General features: G+C 58.8%; 14 protein-coding genes. 6 read left to right on the forward strand and 8 right to left on the reverse strand.

Annotation, left to right across the window (positions count from 1 at the left end):
• Positions 1 to 7 precede the first annotated feature (7 nt).
• From flgC to AC1D19_RS24690, 4 genes are all read right to left on the reverse strand, one after another.
• Positions 8 to 451, reverse strand: a complete 444-nt coding sequence (flgC, locus tag AC1D19_RS24675) for a flagellar basal body rod protein FlgC (RefSeq protein ID WP_007937507.1) — start codon at positions 449 to 451, stop codon at positions 8 to 10.
• A gap of 3 nt (positions 452 to 454) precedes the next feature.
• Entirely contained in the window at positions 455 to 862 is a 408-nt protein-coding gene (gene flgB / locus AC1D19_RS24680; RefSeq protein ID WP_103397733.1) for a flagellar basal body rod protein FlgB, read from the reverse strand.
• 299 nt (positions 863 to 1,161) lie between these two features.
• Positions 1,162 to 1,989: a protein-glutamate O-methyltransferase CheR gene (gene cheR / locus AC1D19_RS24685; RefSeq protein ID WP_414875210.1), complete on the reverse strand. Its 828-nt coding sequence runs from the start codon at positions 1,987 to 1,989 to the stop codon at positions 1,162 to 1,164.
• A 45-nt stretch (positions 1,990 to 2,034) separates the two neighbouring features.
• Entirely contained in the window at positions 2,035 to 2,967 is a 933-nt protein-coding gene (locus tag AC1D19_RS24690) for a chemotaxis protein CheV (protein ID WP_477764825.1), read from the reverse strand.
• An 83-nt stretch (positions 2,968 to 3,050) separates the two neighbouring features.
• On the opposite strand from AC1D19_RS24690, the gene flgA reads away from it, so the two are divergent.
• The 4 genes from flgA (at position 3,051) to AC1D19_RS24710 (ending at position 5,658) form a co-directional block, all read left to right on the forward strand.
• The gene (gene flgA, locus AC1D19_RS24695) at positions 3,051 to 3,809 is read left to right on the forward strand and encodes a flagellar basal body P-ring formation chaperone FlgA (RefSeq protein WP_477764826.1); all 759 of its coding nucleotides are present in this window, start codon (positions 3,051 to 3,053) and stop codon (positions 3,807 to 3,809) included.
• 167 nt (positions 3,810 to 3,976) lie between these two features.
• Positions 3,977 to 4,303 carry a flagellar biosynthesis anti-sigma factor FlgM gene (flgM, locus tag AC1D19_RS24700; protein ID WP_477764827.1) on the forward strand — a complete coding sequence of 109 codons (327 nt, stop codon included), beginning with the start codon at positions 3,977 to 3,979 and terminating at the stop codon, positions 4,301 to 4,303.
• Between the two features lie 48 nt (positions 4,304 to 4,351).
• Positions 4,352 to 4,819: a flagella synthesis protein FlgN gene (locus tag AC1D19_RS24705; RefSeq protein ID WP_477764828.1), complete on the forward strand. Its 468-nt coding sequence runs from the start codon at positions 4,352 to 4,354 to the stop codon at positions 4,817 to 4,819.
• 92 nt (positions 4,820 to 4,911) lie between these two features.
• Complete coding sequence (locus AC1D19_RS24710; protein WP_477752843.1) at positions 4,912 to 5,658, forward strand: flagellar brake protein; 747 nt, start codon at positions 4,912 to 4,914, stop codon at positions 5,656 to 5,658.
• Between the two features lie 146 nt (positions 5,659 to 5,804).
• On the opposite strand, the gene AC1D19_RS24715 is transcribed toward AC1D19_RS24710, so the two are convergent.
• From AC1D19_RS24715 to AC1D19_RS24730, 4 genes are all read right to left on the reverse strand, one after another.
• Positions 5,805 to 7,190 carry an MFS transporter gene (locus tag AC1D19_RS24715; protein WP_477752844.1) on the reverse strand — a complete coding sequence of 462 codons (1,386 nt, stop codon included), beginning with the start codon at positions 7,188 to 7,190 and terminating at the stop codon, positions 5,805 to 5,807.
• Positions 7,191 to 7,260: 70 nt separating this feature from the next.
• A complete protein-coding gene (locus tag AC1D19_RS24720) occupies positions 7,261 to 8,505 on the reverse strand; it encodes a glutamine synthetase family protein (protein WP_477764839.1) in 1,245 nt (414 codons plus the stop codon).
• 201 nt (positions 8,506 to 8,706) lie between these two features.
• The gene (locus tag AC1D19_RS24725; RefSeq protein ID WP_477764829.1) at positions 8,707 to 9,399 is read right to left on the reverse strand and encodes a sensor histidine kinase; all 693 of its coding nucleotides are present in this window, start codon (positions 9,397 to 9,399) and stop codon (positions 8,707 to 8,709) included.
• Positions 9,396 to 11,000, reverse strand: coding sequence for a response regulator (locus AC1D19_RS24730; protein ID WP_477764830.1), 1,605 nt, complete (start codon positions 10,998 to 11,000; stop codon positions 9,396 to 9,398). Before AC1D19_RS24730 ends, AC1D19_RS24725 begins: the two co-directional genes overlap by 4 nt.
• Positions 11,001 to 11,613: 613 nt before the next feature.
• Between AC1D19_RS24730 and AC1D19_RS24735 the strand changes: the two genes are divergently transcribed.
• On the forward strand, positions 11,614 to 11,880 hold the full coding sequence (locus AC1D19_RS24735; protein ID WP_477764831.1) for a hypothetical protein: 267 nt from the start codon (positions 11,614 to 11,616) through the stop codon (positions 11,878 to 11,880).
• Positions 11,877 to 12,593, forward strand: coding sequence for a response regulator transcription factor (locus tag AC1D19_RS24740; protein ID WP_477764832.1), 717 nt, complete (start codon positions 11,877 to 11,879; stop codon positions 12,591 to 12,593). The genes AC1D19_RS24735 and AC1D19_RS24740 overlap by 4 nt, the downstream gene beginning before the upstream one ends.
• Positions 12,594 to 12,779 lie beyond the last annotated feature (186 nt).

Here is a 12,779-nt window from a genome sequence, read left to right on the forward strand (position 1 = left end):
TCCCTTATCACTGACCGAGGGTCAGGACCTTCTGCATCATGGTTTTGGCGGTGTTCATCATTTCGGCGTTGGTCTGGAACGAACGGCTCGCAGAAATCATGTCGGCCATTTCTTCAACCACGTTGACGTTCGGGTAGTAGACGTAGCCCTTGGCATCGGCCGCCGGATGGTTCGGCTCGTAGCGCGCCTCGAGGTTGCTCTGGTCTTCGACCACACCCAGCACCTGCACGCCCTGACCGGCGGCATCCTGGTTCTGGAACAGCGAGTCGCTGCCGCCGCTCTGGCCGCCCTGGAACATGGTGGCGAACACTGGATGACGCGCGCGGTAGGTCTGGTCGATGCTCGACGAAACCGTCTCGGCGTTGGCGATGTTCGAAGCGACGGTGTTCAAACGCGTGGTCTGCGCACTCATGCCGCTACCGGCAATGTTGAAAACACTGGATAGAGACATGGCTTACTCTCCGCGCAGGGCTGATACCAGCCCTTTGAATTTGCTGTTGAGCAGGGTGAAGCTGGCCTGGAAGCCGATCGCGTTTTGCGCGTAGTTCGACTGTTCCAGCTGGGCGTCCACGGTGTTCTGGTCGATCGACGGTTGCATCGGAGTGCGATACAGCAACGACTCGTCGCCATTGCCCAGGCCTTCAGCCTCGATGTGACGGCTGTTGGTCATGTTCAGGGCGAAGGTGCCGCTTTTGGTTTTTTCGTTCTGCTCGGCGAGCACTTTCGAGAAGTCCAGGTCCCGAGCCTTGTAGTTCGGGGTATCGGCGTTGGCGATGTTGTTGGCCAGGACTTCGGCACGCTGGGCGCGGAAGCCCAGGGCTTGTTCGTGGATACCGAGCGCTTTATCGAAGCTGATGCTCATGTCGGGAAACCTTCGGGTGACCTGATTTTTCGTAGGATCAACTTAGCAAGCCCCATGCCAATTCAAAAAAGCCCGGAAACCGGGGCTTTGCCGGCCATGGCAACGCGGCAATGCCAGAAAAGCGGCAACGGTTTTCCGCCGCATGCCGCTTTTCTGCCGCTTGTCCTACGCAACACGTCCCCCCTGTAGGAGCTGCCGAAGGCTCGGGCCGCGTTCGGCAGCTCCTACGTGATGCAAAAGCGCCAGGCATAAAAAAGGAGCCCCGAAGGGCTCCCGTTTTTATGCCTGGCGCTTTTGCATCACTTCGCCTGGTAAATGATCCCCGGGCTGCACTGGACCATCTGGTAATGATCCGGCAAGCCGTTCAGCGCTTCGGAAGCACCGAGGAACAGGTAACCGCCCCGCTTCAACGTGCTGTGGATGCGCAACAGGATGTCCTTCTTCACCTCGGCGGAGAAGTAGATCAACACGTTGCGGCAGAACACGATGTCGAACTTGCCCAGACTCGCGTAGCTGTCCAGCAGGTTGAAGGAACGGAATTCCACGCGGCTCTTGATCGGCGCCTTGATCACCCAGCGTCCCGGTCCTTTCGGGTCGAAATAACGCTGCAGACGCTCGGGCGACAGACCGCGGCCGATGGCCAGGCTGTCGTACTCACCGGTCTTGCAGTTGTTCAGCATGGTGCCGGACAGGTCGGTGGCAACGATCTGCACACCCATCCTCAACTGACCCATGTTGACCCGCTCGAACTCGTCGATGGACATCGACAGCGAATAGGGTTCCTGGCCCGACGAGCATGCCGCCGACCAGATGCGCAGGCGCTGGCCGGGACTGGCCTTGATCGCTTCGGGCAGTACCTTGTTCTTCAAGACTTCAAACGGGTAGGTGTCTCGAAACCACAGGGTTTCATTGGTGGTCATGGCATCCACCACCTGCTCGCGCAAACCGCTGCGCGGTTGCGTCTGCATGCGCTGAACCAGCTCACCCAAAGACTTGATGCCTTGCTGTTCCATCAGTTTGTTGAGACGGCTGGAGACCAGGTACTGCTTGTTTTCACCGAGCAAAATGCCACAGGCTTTTTCCAGGAATACCCGGAACTGTTCGAAATCCAAATTACCCGTAGACAATGATGCCGCCTCTTAAATCGTGTTGACTGCCTGGGGTGCGAACCCCTAGCTGATATCTGCTGCTTTGATCCGGTCGACTACCCGGGATGCCAGGTCATCAGGACGGAACTTGGCCAGGAAGTCATCGGCACCGACCTTCTTGACCATCGCCTGATTGAATACCCCCGACAACGAAGTATGCAGGATGATATGAAGCTTTTGCATGCGCGGGTCGTTGCGGATTTCCGCCGTCAGGGTGTACCCGTCCATCTCCGGCATCTCGATGTCGGAGATCATCATCAGGAACTCTTCTTCCGGTTTTTTGCCCTCGCCGACCAGTTTGCGCAGGTAATCCAGCGCTTGCCGACCATCGTTCAACGCCACCACTTCGACGCCGACCGTTTGCAGGCAACGCGTGACCTGCTTGCGCGCCACCGACGAGTCATCGACCGTCAGCACTCGCAACGAAAGCGCCTTGTGCCGGGTTTCGACATCCACCACACCCACGGAAATCGCTTCCGGCGTCGGTGCCACTTCCGCCAGCACCTTCTCGACGTCGATGATTTCGACCAACTGATTGTCGACTCGCGTCACCGCCGTCAGGTAGTGATCGCGCCCGGTGCCCTTGGGCGGCGGATGGATCTCCTCCCAGTTCATGTTGACGATGCGTTCCACCGAGCGAACCAGGAAACCCTGGGTCTTGGTGTTGTACTCTGTGATGATCACGAACGGATTGTTCTTGTCCTTCAACGCACCGGAGCCAGTCGCCATTGCCAGATCAAGGATCGGAATGGTCGCCCCCCGGATGTTCGCCACGCCGCACACGACAGGACTGGACTTGGGCATCAGCGTCAGTTTGGGGCATTGCAGCACCTCCCGAACCTTGAACACGTTGATCCCGTACAGCTGCTGGCCGTCGAGACGGAACAACAACAGCTCAAGGCGATTCTGCCCCACCAGTTGCGTGCGCTGGTTTACCGAATCCATTACACCAGCCATGCCCAGACTCCTACACCAACGCCAAGTGTTGTTGCGACGCGCCTTCATCACTAAACGGCACGGCGCTTGCTTTTTTAATCGTTATGAACACAGAACCGACATTTTTCCGACGCCTGACCACACCCTGCCGAAAATTGCTCGGCGTGCTGGCGGCTGTTTGCCTGTTCAACGCTGGCAGCCCTGCCCTTGCTGACGCGGTTACCTTGCCTGACATGCTTATCGGCGTCACTCAGGGCTTTCTTGAATTCACCGTAGAAGACTATCTGGCTACCAGACAAACGGAAGGTCGCTACGAGATCCAGGTCAACCCGCTCGATCCGCGTATGCACATGCCCATGTGCGACAAGGAATTGACAGCAACCCTTGAGAGTCCCAAGCCGTTGGGACGGGTTACGGTCAAGGTCCGCTGCGAGGGCGCTTCCCCCTGGACAGTCTTCGTACCCGCTCAAGTCCGCCTGTTTCGCGATGTCGTGACCAGCGCCCGGCCACTGCGCCGCGCAGCCATTGTCGAACCTGGGGATGTGGTCCTGCGCGAGCGCGATATCAGCCTCATCAGCCAGGGCTACCTGACCTCTCTCGATCAGGCGATCGGGCAGCGACTGACCCGACCAATGGTCGCCGACCAGGTGATTACCCTGGTGCATATCGAACAGGCCGAGGTCATCCGCAAGGGTGATCAGGTGGTGATTACCGCCCGCAGCGGCACACTCAGCGTGCGCATGCCGGGCGAAGCCCTGTCAAACGGCAGCCTGAGCGAACAGATTCGGGTGAAGAACCTCAATTCCCAAAGGGTCATCAAGGCGCAGGTCATGGCGCCGGGGCAGGTGGAAGTGTCCATGTAAGGCGCTCAGTTCATCGGAATGTGGCACTTGCCGCGGCTGTTCCCTAGACTGTGTTCCAGGCACGGTAAGCGCTGGCGCGCGCAAGGTTCATTGATAAATGGGCCTAAAGTTTTCCAGGGAATGGCCGAAACCATGGCAAGCGTCCAAATTCCCAGAGGTTTTTTATCATGGTCATCGATTTCAGCCGTTTGAACAGCTCCTCGTCCCTTACGGGCAGTACACGTACCAGCGCCAGCAAGGAAAGCGCCGAAGCCGGCAAATCCTTGCCGCTGGAGTCCGCGGCCGAACAGGCCGGTACCGTCAAAAGCGGGGAATCGGTACATCTCAGCGATGAGGCTCAACAGTTGCAGAAGGTCACTGACAAGCTGCGCGATCAACCCGCCGTCGACAACGCCCGCGTGGCCGAGTTGAAAGCAGCGATTGCCGATGGCAGCTATAAAGTCGACAGCAACCGTGTAGCCAACAAACTGCTCAACTTCGAAGCCCAGCGCTAGGCCACCGCCAGCGCCAGGCTTTTGGACGCTTAAAACCCAAGGCCAGCCATGCACGACACTCATTTACTGCAACTGATCACCGACGACTTTGCTCCAGCGCAACACCTGCTGGAACTGCTGCAGACCGAATCCCTCGCATTGCATGGCCGCGACATGCCATTGCTCGAGGACATCCTGGCGCAGAAACAGGCATTGGTCGTTTTGCTCGAACAGCATGGCCGCAAGCGCAGTGAAGTCCTCGCCAGCCTCAACCTGCCGACCAACCGTGGCGGTCTGGAGCAACTGGCCAGCCAGTCGAGCATTGGCGAGCAGTTGCTGGCGCAAAGTGACGTGCTGACCGATCTCCTGGCCCAGTGTCAGGCCATCAACGCCAACAACGGCCAGTCGATCCTCACTCAGCAGGCCGCTACGGCCACCCAGCTGAAAATCCTCACCGGCGGTGAAACCCCGGCGCTTTACGATGCCAGCGGAACATTCTCCAAGCTTGCCAAGCCGCGCCCGCTCAGTCAGGCATGAACCGGTCAATGCCCCCGCTCTATCAAGACGCGCAACATACTGGCAAACTGCTAGCCTGCCGTAGTCAAATTTTGTCTGGAGATTGATTAACCGTGTCCAATGCCTTATCCGTGGATGATGCTCCGCAGCCACCCAAGGTGCTCTCCACGCCCTTGGAAATCTCCAGCAACCTGCGCCAGCTGCTCGAAAGCCATGACCCGCTGATCATTACGTTCCACGAGCGCAGCCAGCGCTTCCAGAGCTACCTGGTGGACCTGGACCGTGACAGCAATATGATTGCCCTGGACGAAATGATTCCCCGTGACGGCGAGCGCTACCTGCTGGCGGGCGAGCCGTTCAGGGTCGAAGGCTTTCACGAAGGCGTACGCATAGCCTGGGAAAGCAACGGCCAATTGAACATCGACGAATCCGGTGGCAGCCGCTGCTATCGTGGCACCCTGCCCGATGAAGTGGTGTACCACCAGCGCCGTAATGCGTTCCGTGCGGCACTGAAGCTGGCACAACTGGTCAACGTCAACCTCGACGGCGAAAAGCTCAAGGCCTCCATCAGCGGCAAGCTGCTGGATATTTCCGCTACCGGCTGCAAACTGCGTTTCGATGGTGACATCACTGGCAGCCTGCAACTGGGTCAGGTTTACGACCGCTTCAGCGCCGAACTGCCCTTTGGCAAGATGACCGCGCCGGTCGAGTTGCGTTATCTGCACTTCGAAGAAAAAATCTCCACCACCTTCGCCGGCGTTCGCTTCCATAACATGAGCGGGCTGGTGCAGCGTCAGGTCGAACGCTTCGTCTACCAGTTGCAACGCGAAGCGCGTCGCTTCGACAAAGACGATCTCTGATGTAGCACGGCCCCTGTAGGAGCCGGCTTGCCGGCGAAGGCGTCCTTTAACCTTGCATCGATACAACGGACGTCTTCGCTGGCAAGCCAGCTCCTACAAAAACGGGCAGTCCCTTGCGGTGACTGCCCGTTTTTTTATGCCCTGATTTAAGGCCTGGCCTCGCTGAAGTTCGGGTCTCGCCCTGTATCAGGGTCTTGCGGTGGCTGATCGGTTTCATCCTCGGTTACATCAGCCTCAGGTTCTGATTCAGGCTCTGACCCGGTACTCACCGGATTTTGCATCTGATCCTGCACCACCTGCTCATCAACACGCGGGTCGAGGCAGGCCACCAGCGGTGAACTCGTCATGTTGTCCGGCATGGCCACGTGATGCAGCGGCGCATCTTCCACCTGATGCAGGTTGGTCACAGCTTTCGGGCGAATCCGCCATACCAGCACCAACGCAAAGAAACTGAAGAAGGCATAGAGCATCTGGCTGCCGAACAGCTTCATCAGCACGCCTGCCACCAGCGGCCCGATACTCGCGCCAACGCCGTAGGTCACCAGCAACATTGCCGTCAGGGATACCCGGCGATCGCCTTCGACATGGTCATTGGAGAACGCCACCGCCAACGGATACAGGCAGAACTGCACCAGCGAACAGACAAAACCGGCGATAAACAGAACCTCCAACGGCACCTGCGGCATGATCGCCAGCGGCAGTGCAGCCAGGGCCAGGCTGAATGCGAAACTGCGGATCAACACGGCCCGATCGTAGCGGTCGGACAACCAGCCCAACGGCCACTGCACCAGCAACCCGGCAAAAATACAGCTACCCATGAACAGGCCGACCTGCTCCGTGGACAATCCTTGCTGCGAGGCATACAGCGGCGCCAGACCGTAGAACGAACCGACGATCAGCCCTGCCCCCAGCACCGTACTCAATGATTGCGGCACACGCTTGATAAAGAACCGTGGCTCCATGGGCGCCGGATGCAAGGGTGCAGGGTGGATCCGCCGGGTCAGCGCCACGGGCACCAGGCACAGGGCGAAACACAGGGCGACCAGCATCAGCAGTTCCAGCCCCAGCGCCGGGTGCATGACCAGAATCAGTTGCCCCATCACCAGGCCCAGGTAAGAGGCGATCATGTAACCGCTGAACACCAACCCGCGCTGCTTGGCTTCGGCCTGTTCGTTCAGCCAGCTCTCGATCACCATGTACTGGCACATCATGCCGAGGCCGACGATCACCCGCAGGAACAGCCAGGCCGGCAGCCAGTCGATCAGGCCATGACCCAACACCGCCGCGCCGACGATTCCGGCACAGGCCGAGTAGGCCCGGATATGCCCGACCCGGGCAATCAACCGGTGACCGATCTTGCCCCCCAGCACCAGGCCGAAGTAGTTGGCGGCCATCAACGCACCGACCCACAGGCTGTCGACATGGTCGGCCGCCAGGCGCAGGCCCAGGTAAGTACTCAACAGGCCTGAACCGATCAACATCATCAGCGAGGCGAAATACAGTGCTCGAAAGGATTTCCAGATTTGGCGCATCGGCGTTCCGAGCGGCTCCTTGCAGTGATAATCGGCTATCGCTAAACGATAGCCGGATGTCGACGGATCGTCAGGCCTGGGCTGCTAAAACACGCCGTTCCCAGGGAGTAATTTCATTATGGAAACTGCTCAGCTCCAGGGTCTTCGAAGCGATGTAGCCTTCGATGAATTCCACGCCGAACAGTTCCTTGGCCAACTGGCTACGTTTCAGACGCTCCAGTGCCGCATGCAAGGTACAGGGCAACGAAAGATTGTCTGGCACTTCGAACTCACCCTGGATCGGCGCGCTCGGCTCTAACGCGTCCTCGATGCCATGCAACCCCGCCGCCAGGCTTGCGGCAATCGCCAGATACGGATTGGCATCAGCGCCCGGCAAGCGGTTCTCGACCCGGCGGGCCACCGGCAAACTGGCCGGTATGCGCAAGCCGGCTGCCCGGTTGTCATAGGACCAGCAGGCATTATTCGGTGAGGCGTAAGGGTGGCACAAGCGCTGATAGGAGTTCACGTTCGGCGCAAACAACGCAGTGAAGTCGGCCATGCACACTTGCTGTCCGGCAATGAAGTGACGGAAGGTTGCCGTCTCCCGCCCCGCCTTGTCACTGAACACGTTTCGCCCCGAATCGATCTCGACGACACTCTGGTGAATATGCATCGAACTGCCCGGCGTATGCGCCAGCGGCTTGGCCATGCACACCACGCTCAGGCCGTGCTTGAGGGCAACTTCCTTGAGCAAGTGCTTGAACAGGAACGTCTGGTCGGCCAGCAGCAATGGATCGCCATGCAGCAGATTGATCTCGAACTGGCTGACGCCCATTTCGTGCATGAACGTATCGCGGGGCAGCCCCAACGCAGCCATACATTCGTAGACTTCATTGAAGAAGGGGCGCAGCCCATTGTTGGAGCTGACGCTGAACGCCGACTGACCATCCTCGCGACGACCATCCAGCCCCAGCGGTGGCTGGAACGACTGAGTCGGGTCGGTGTTAGGCGCAAAAACGAAGAACTCAAGCTCGGTCGCCACCACGGGCGCCAGGCCGCGGGCCGCGTAACGGGCAATCACGGCCTTGAGCTGACCACGGGTCGACAGGCTGGAGCTGGTGGTGGTGCCCAGTTCATTCGCGTCGCAAATGGCGAAGCCCCGCGGTGGATGGCTCCAGGGCAAGCGGTGGATTTGTGCTGGGTCCGGGATCAGCGCCAGGTCGCCATCATCGCTGCCGTAAAAACGCGCCGGCGGGTATCCGCCCATGATGCATTGCAACAGCACGCCCCGCGCCATCTGCAATCGTCGACCGTCGAGAAACCCCTCGCAGGTCATCACTTTGCCCCGTGGAACGCCATTCAAATCCGGCGTGACACACTCAACTTCATCAATGCCCGTCAATCGCTGCGCGAGTGAACTCAGGCCAACGGTGGTCATGACGCAATCCTTGTTATTGTGCGAGCCGCGAACGGCGACCGTACAAAATAGGCTCCGCGTGTTCGGAATTTCAAGCAGCGTCGATAAATATGCTGCCAGTCAGGGCAGGTAAAGGCGGAACACCCCACCGCCCAACGGACCACCATTGCCGATTTCGGTGCGTCCGCCGACACCGTTGCGCTGATGCAACGCGGCAATTCGTCCGGCAAAGTACAGGCCCAACCCGGTGCTTCCGGTGCTTTGATTGATGCCCTGCACGTAATCGGCCTGGTGCTCGATCATCTGCGCCGGATACCCCTGGCCATCGTCATTGATGGTCAACACCAGTTGCCCGGCTTCGTCGCTGACGCTGATCAAAACGGCATGCCGTGCAAAGCGGATGGCATTGTTGATGCAGTTGGCCAATACCGACGCGATCAACTCACGGTCGAAGAAACCCAACGGGCTCAGCGGGTCCACTTCATAGGTGGCCATGATGCCGCGGCTGGCGAACACTTCCTGATGGCAAGCCAGTTGCGCTTCGATGAAGTCGTCCAGTTCATGGTAGGCCGGCTGCAACGGCATCTGGTTGACGCCGAGCTTGTACAGCCCCAGCAACTGCACCAGCATGCCGTTGAGGTGGGCGAACTCGAAGTCGATCACGCCCTGCTCAGGCGTCTGCCGCGCCGACTCCGGCAATCGCGCCAGCCAGTGGCTGTGGGCCTGCATCAGCATGGCCAGCGAGTTCTTCATATCGTGCACGGTAGAGGCGATCACCGTGGAAAAATCCAGTGCCTGTTGGTTGTCGTTCATTGGCCAAACGCCTTGCTTTTCAGCTTCTGGTAACGCGGATAACGCGCGTCGGAGTCGGGCATCAGGCCGACCATTTTCAGGCAGGTCCGGCATTCTTCCAGCTCCGCTGAAGGAACGCCGGTATCGGTGCCGTGCAACAACGACTGCGCCAGGTTCAGGGCGATACTGATGTTCTTCGGCTGCATCGCCAGGGCTTTGCGGAACACCGCTCGCGCCTCCACCAGATTGCCGGTCTTGTACACGCGCACGCCCTGACGGTTGAGTTCCGCCGCGGCGTTGCCGGAGTTGAGGATGCTCGGGTCGTCGGTCTGCTTGGCGATGTCCTTCATGACCACAGGATCATCGCCGTAGATTTCCACGCAGTTTTTCAGCATCGCGGTACCGGCCTCGGTCTGCCCGAGCATCTTCAGCTGCTTGGCCACCAGCAACGCCGCTTCGGCGCTCATGAATTGCTCCATGCCATCCAGACGCAACAAGGCTTGCTCGGTGAGCTTGTCAGCCGTCTCGGCATCGTTGAGCAACAGGCTGGTGGCCTTCATCAGGCGCGCGCGGATTTGCAGGCCCGGATCGGAAGGGTTTTCCTTGGCCACGGCGCTCAACGTGGTGTTGATTTCCAGACGGGTCCGCGTGTCCAGGCCCCTTTCGCTGCCCTTGCTGATCAAGGCGTGGGCCAGGCCAAGGTTGCTTTCGGCATCCTTGAACCGTGACTGCGCACCCTGGCTCACAGCCTGGCGATAGGCCTTGGCCGCCGTGTCGAAATCCTCGTTGGTCATCGCCAGCTTGCCCAGCAACGCCTGGCGGCGAACCGCCAGCGGCGACAGGCGAATCGCTTCCTCCAGAACACGCTGTGCACCCTTGGTATCGCCTTCGGCGACCAGCACGTCCGCCATGCCGTCATACAGCGACGGCATCATCGGGAAGACTTTCAGGGCTTTTTCGTAAATGCCTTTGGCCTGCGCGACCTGACCGCGCTTGAACAGCAACTTGCCCAACCCGGCAAACGCCCATGGCAATGGGCGGTCGGCGATGATGCCGTCGTACAGGCGCTCCAGCGCTTCGTTCTGATTGAGGTCGCGCAGGGCATCGGCGCGATAGCGCAGGCACAGTGGCGAATAGCGGATGTCTTGCTTGCACAGGGCGATGCAGGCGTTGAGCACTTCCATCGGCTTGCCGCGATCAAGGGCCTGCAGGATCGGCTTGAGCAGGGTCTTGCGCTGCTCCAGGCGCTCCAGGCGCTGGGCCAGGCTGGATCGGTTGAACGGCTTGGTCAGGTAGGCATCGGGCTCGTGCTCCAGCGCACTGAGCACCATGGCCTGGCTGGTTTCGGCGGTGACCATGACGAACACCGCTTCATGGCTGATCAGCTTTTCTTCCATCAGGTCTTCGAGCACCTGTTGGCCGTTTTTCTTGCCGTCACCCAGGTGAAAGTCCTGCAGGATGAAGTCGTATTGCTTCTGCGAGCACATTTTCAGCGCCTGCTCGCCGGTATCGGCAGTGTCCACTTCCTTGACGCCCAGTTCGCGCAGCATCGACCTGACCGAACTGCGAAAGTCCGAGAAATCATCGACGATCAAAAAACGCTTTTGGTGATACGACAGCATCGAAGATTTCCAGGCAATGTAAGAAGAAGAACCCAAAGGCAAATACACGGACGGACTCAACTTCGCAGCCCTTGTTTTGGCGCGCAGATGATAACGGGTGGCACTAGGCTATCAAACACCTTCGCATAGACAATGAGCCCCCATGCCGACCGGAAGAGACGAACAAGTCCCTGACTGCCCGGGTTATCGGCCAGCCATGGCATTCCCTTGAGAACCTGCCCCAACACTCACTCTGAAAATGTGAAGGCGTTACTGAAAACGAGACATCACGCACAAAAAAGTGCTGATCAATGAACACCAGCAATACATGAACACCAGCAAATGCCGGTGGCTGGCCAGGCGGACTTCGCCGATAAATTGACTAAGTCGAAATTGGCACTCCTAACTGCACGCCACTCGTCGATTAATTGACGATTTTGATCAGAATCAGACTTTGGTCGCTAGTCACCTGTGACGAGCCTAATACCTTGATTTTCGAGGGTTACCCCCTCCCTTGAGAACACCGGTCAGGCCTATTCGCACTGGGCTTGTATCGAGGACTGACGGACGGGCAGGCTGGCAGCGCTCCGGGCTGACCTAGAATCAGTTCAGAGGCGGGAGGGAGCACATCATCATGCGCAAAACACTGATAATTATTCGTATTTATCTTCTCTCTCGGGCTTTGCCTGCCTTTTGGAAACGTTCGCCCTCCCTGTCAGTGCTGTTGATGGAAATGGCCCCAGGGCTGCTGGTTGCCAATGCTTGGGCGGGCACTATCACGGCATCTCGGCGTTCAAATCTGTCCTTCAATCGCGCCGACCCAGTGAGCAAGTTGCTGACCCGGGAAGGCCAGCGGGTGGAGGCCATCGCTGGTTTTTCAAGGGGGTCAGGAAGATCATGACTGACCAAAAAGAACCCATTCGCGTGATGTTGATCGATTGTCGCCCCCTCGTGCTTAAGGGCCTTCACGACTTGATCAATGCCAGAATGCCCCAGATGGAAGTGACAGCACAGGCCACCACCTATACCGGTGCGCTGGATCTTGCCGATCAGTTGCGGCCCAATGTCATTTTTTTCAGTTTCTTTCCGGATGCGCTGAATCCTCTGGAAGTCGTCGCGGGACTCACCCGTAACGCCGAAATGAAAGTGCTGCTGCTCAAGGGCCTGTACGAAGTCGTCCCCGTTGCCCAGGCGATAGAGGCTGGCGCTCGCGGCATCGTGCTGGCAGAAGACCCGACGGAATCGATTATCCAGGCCATCCTCAAGGTCCACCATAGCGACTTCGCAATGGATAGAGCCTGGGCAGGCGGCCTTTCCAGCTATGCCGCGACCGGGCACATACCCTTGAAATGCAATCTGGAGCGGGCGAAACAGGCGCGGTTGACGCTGCGCGAGAGAGAACTGATTCGCGCCATCGTGGGCGAACCGTCCGCCAAATATGTGAGCATCGCCGGGCGCCTGGGGATCAGCGAGCACACCGTGCACAACCACCTCAGCAACATCTATCAAAAGCTTAATCTCATCAACCGCATCGACTTGCTGATGTATGCGCTGAAACACGGGCTCACCAACAACGAAGCACCGCCCAAGTCCACCTGGGTGGAACTGGATTGAACTTCAAGTCAATACAAGACGGTCTGCCCCTCACCCTCAGGAGGTAGGCCGTCACCGTGTCGCCATCTTTGTCGAAGACCCAGAACAGGGTGCCTGGAATGCTGATGTCGTTCCTGGTATCCCCCGCCGCGTTAACCTGTATCTACCCGTCGCGCTCTTTAAGCCTTGTGCTGCTCGATAGTTAAC

Source organism: Pseudomonas sp. P1_C12 (assembly GCF_056406435.1).

Coding starts and splice junctions, on each gene's coding strand:
- flgC (WP_007937507.1), bottom strand. CDS start 451: ATGTCTCTATCCAGTGTTTTCAACATTGCCGGTAGCGGCATGAGTGCG.
- flgB (WP_103397733.1), bottom strand. CDS start 862: ATGAGCATCAGCTTCGATAAAGCGCTCGGTATCCACGAACAAGCCCTG.
- AC1D19_RS24690 (WP_477764825.1), bottom strand. CDS start 2,967: ATGGCTGGTGTAATGGATTCGGTAAACCAGCGCACGCAACTGGTGGGG.
- flgA (WP_477764826.1), top strand. CDS start 3,051: ATGAACACAGAACCGACATTTTTCCGACGCCTGACCACACCCTGCCGA.
- flgM (WP_477764827.1), top strand. CDS start 3,977: ATGGTCATCGATTTCAGCCGTTTGAACAGCTCCTCGTCCCTTACGGGC.
- AC1D19_RS24705 (WP_477764828.1), top strand. CDS start 4,352: ATGCACGACACTCATTTACTGCAACTGATCACCGACGACTTTGCTCCA.
- AC1D19_RS24715 (WP_477752844.1), bottom strand. CDS start 7,190: ATGCGCCAAATCTGGAAATCCTTTCGAGCACTGTATTTCGCCTCGCTG.
- AC1D19_RS24720 (WP_477764839.1), bottom strand. CDS start 8,505: ATGACCTGCGAGGGGTTTCTCGACGGTCGACGATTGCAGATGGCGCGG.
- AC1D19_RS24725 (WP_477764829.1), bottom strand. CDS start 9,399: ATGAACGACAACCAACAGGCACTGGATTTTTCCACGGTGATCGCCTCT.
- AC1D19_RS24730 (WP_477764830.1), bottom strand. CDS start 11,000: ATGCTGTCGTATCACCAAAAGCGTTTTTTGATCGTCGATGATTTCTCG.
- AC1D19_RS24735 (WP_477764831.1), top strand. CDS start 11,614: ATGCGCAAAACACTGATAATTATTCGTATTTATCTTCTCTCTCGGGCT.
- AC1D19_RS24740 (WP_477764832.1), top strand. CDS start 11,877: ATGACTGACCAAAAAGAACCCATTCGCGTGATGTTGATCGATTGTCGC.